Origin of the sequence: uncultured Planktosalinus sp. (assembly GCF_963973675.1) — a bacterium.
GTDB lineage: Bacteria > Bacteroidota > Bacteroidia > Flavobacteriales > Flavobacteriaceae > Planktosalinus.
In genome coordinates this window covers 1-2,780 of the sequence record NZ_CAXBAN010000352.1, presented here as the reverse complement: position 1 = coordinate 2,780, position 2,780 = coordinate 1, and the positions used below count along the sequence as shown (strand labels likewise).

Annotated in this window: 3 protein-coding genes and 1 pseudogene; 2 read left to right on the top strand and 2 right to left on the bottom strand. The window is 36.0% G+C overall.

Going from position 1 to position 2,780, the window contains the following annotated elements:
- Window positions 1-826 (bottom strand): cobalamin-dependent protein (locus AACY61_RS11815; protein ID WP_339611781.1); only part of this gene is annotated, 826 nt, incomplete at its 3' end.
- A gap of 177 nt (window positions 827-1,003) precedes the next feature.
- Here AACY61_RS11815 and AACY61_RS11810 point away from each other — a divergent pair.
- Together AACY61_RS11810 and AACY61_RS11805 are read left to right on the top strand one after the other, a co-directional pair.
- Window positions 1,004-1,882, top strand: coding sequence for a T9SS type A sorting domain-containing protein (locus AACY61_RS11810; RefSeq protein WP_339611780.1), 879 nt, complete (start codon window positions 1,004-1,006; stop codon window positions 1,880-1,882).
- Window positions 1,883-1,959: 77 nt separating this feature from the next.
- Window positions 1,960-2,664, top strand: coding sequence for a DUF4197 domain-containing protein (locus AACY61_RS11805; RefSeq protein ID WP_339611779.1), 705 nt, complete (start codon window positions 1,960-1,962; stop codon window positions 2,662-2,664).
- Window positions 2,665-2,672: 8 nt separating this feature from the next.
- On the opposite strand, the pseudogene AACY61_RS11800 reads toward AACY61_RS11805, so the two are convergent.
- Window positions 2,673-2,780: pseudogene (locus AACY61_RS11800) on the bottom strand (cobalamin-binding protein); the annotation flags it as partial.

The window sequence follows — 2,780 nt, the reverse complement described above, 5'->3', positions numbered from 1 at the left end:
TTGACAATGCCAGATTAGACTGACGCGTAGCCAAAGAACGCATATAAACGCGTGAGTTGTTAATAGCATTCATTCGGATACGGTCTCCCAAGAGTGCACCACCGGTTTTTCTTTTGGAAGGATCTACAGAAATGATTCCTATAGTTTTTTCAGGAAAATCTATTAAAAAACGTCTAACCAATTCATCAACCAGTGATGATTTTCCGGCACCACCGGTTCCTGTAATACCCAATACCGGGGTTTTGGAGTTTTTATTTTTTTGATGAATTTTTTCCAGAACAGGTTTTGCAACTTCAGGAAAATTTTCTGCTGATGAAATGATCCGGGCAATCGCTGTTGGGTTTTTAGACTCTAATTGATCAAACTCATCTTCTAGCTTGTTACCCACCGGAAAATCTGATTGTTTCACCAAATCATTGATCATTCCCTGAAGCCCGAGTTCACGTCCGTCATCCGGTGAATAAATACGTGTGATACCATAATCCATCAACTCTTTGATTTCTTCGGGAAGGATTACCCCACCACCACCTCCAAAAACCTTAATATGACCGGCTCCTTTTTCCTGAAGCAAATCATACATGTATTTAAAGTACTCATTATGTCCACCTTGATAGGAGGTTATAGCAATCGCATTGGCATCTTCCTGAATGGCTGTGTTGACAACTTCTTCCACACTTCGGTCGTGACCGAGGTGAATAACTTCAACACCGGTTGACTGGATAATGCGTCGCATAATATTGATAGCCGCATCATGACCATCAAAAAGTGAAGCAGCAGTAACTATTCTTACTTTATTTTTAGGTTTATAAGGAGTTTGGTTTTCCATAAAGTGTGAATTCATTTTTTAGAGCTGCAATTTACAAAAACATAGAATACTCAAGGTAAAAAATGCCATTTGAAATGAGAAATCTAAATAAATTTCTTGTTAAAAAGCTTTTAATTATCGATATGTCTTATTACTTTAGCTAATCGAATAATTAATTAAACTTAAAAACAAACTATTATGAAGAAAATTTACGCTTTAGCAATTGCTTTAATTGCATTTGGTGCAAACGCACAGTATGACATTAACTTTGACGATATGAGTATCGGTCCAGTGAGTCCACAGTCTCCATTTATTGAAATTTGGCCGGCTGCAGGAGTTACAGATTGTAATGTTGTAATTGATGAATCACAATCTGAACCATTATCTATGTATGTAGGGAACAACCTAACAGATGATGTAATTTTCCTTCTAGGAAATCAAGCTTCAGGAACTTGGACTGTTAGATTTGATATGCTTGTGTATTCTGGGGCAACTGGTTTCTGGAATATTCAAGACAATGAAATTGCCGGAACTCAATGGAATGGACAATTTTTTGTTGGAGCAACTGCAAGTGGTGGTTCTGCTGGAGTAATCACTCATGACGATAGTGGTAATACTGCTCCTTACACACCTGATCAGTGGTTTGAAGTTAAGCATGAAATTGATTTAGATGCTATGACTCATAGTGTATGGATTGACGGAGTTGCTCTTCTTGACGGAGAACCTTACCAAGGTACTGGTGGAGTTCCTGCAAACTCATTAGGTTCAGTTAACTATTATTCTATTGACGCTGACAACAGTTATTTTATTGACAACTTTAGATTTGTTGAAGGTGTACTTTCAACTAACGAGTTTGAAAACGCTGCATTCACAGTTTATCCAAACCCGGTTGTTGATCAATTAAACATCAAATCAAATGAAGCTGTAAACAATGTTTCAGTTTATGATGTAACTGGAAAACTTTTACAATCAGTTCAAAACTCTAAGTCTATTGACATGAGTTCTTACAACTCTGGAGTTTACTTTGTAGAAGTAACTATTGGAGCTAGTACACAAACAGTGAAAGTTTTAAAATAATCTAATTATTTTACTTTTTTAAAGCATCCCGGCAACAACCGGGATGCTTTTTTTATATTTACCATTATTTTATAATTATGAGAAAATCATTTATTTTACTCTTCTCGCTTAGTCTTTTTTCCTGTGCTGAGCTTCAACAAGTAGTCAATACATTACCACAAGACGGAAATGGAATTACAAATGCCGATATAGCTTCGGGTTTGCGTCAGGCTTTGGATAAAGGGATTGATAAGCAGGTTTCAAAACTCACACAAACTGATGGGTTTTTCAGAAATGAGTTAGTAAAAATTATGCTCCCGCAAGAATTACAAAAAGTGGATAAAACACTAAGAGATATTGGTATGGGAAATTTAGCTGATGAAGGATTGAAAGTCTTAAACAGAGCCGCTGAGGATGCCGTAAAAGAAGCGACTCCTATATTTGTAAATGCTGTAAGTCAAATTACTTTTAATGATGCACGAACAATTTTAATGGGTCCTGACGATGCTGCAACTCAATACCTCACTAATAAAACAACCAATGAACTTTACAGCAGATTCAACCCTGTAATTTCCAACTCGCTGGACAAAGTAGGTGCTACACAAATTTGGAGCAACATTATATCACAGTACAACGCAATTCCATTAACCAACAATGTCAATCCTGATTTAGCAGATTATGTTACACAGGAAGCATTAAAAGGAGTTTATACAATGATTGCAGTTGAGGAGAAAGAAATCAGAACTAATTTTTCATCAAGAACTTCTGATGTTTTAAGACGTGTTTTTGCTTTGCAGGATTAAAAAAGTAATCACAAGCTTGATTGTAACTTTTTAAAGTAATCAAAGGATTTAATCAGTCTTGAACCATACCAACTAAAATACTCTCCGTCCACAAGTTGTATTTTTTTATTGCCTAA

Coding starts and splice junctions, on each gene's coding strand:
- AACY61_RS11805 (WP_339611779.1), top strand. CDS start 1,960: ATGAGAAAATCATTTATTTTACTCTTCTCGCTTAGTCTTTTTTCCTGT.
- AACY61_RS11810 (WP_339611780.1), top strand. CDS start 1,004: ATGAAGAAAATTTACGCTTTAGCAATTGCTTTAATTGCATTTGGTGCA.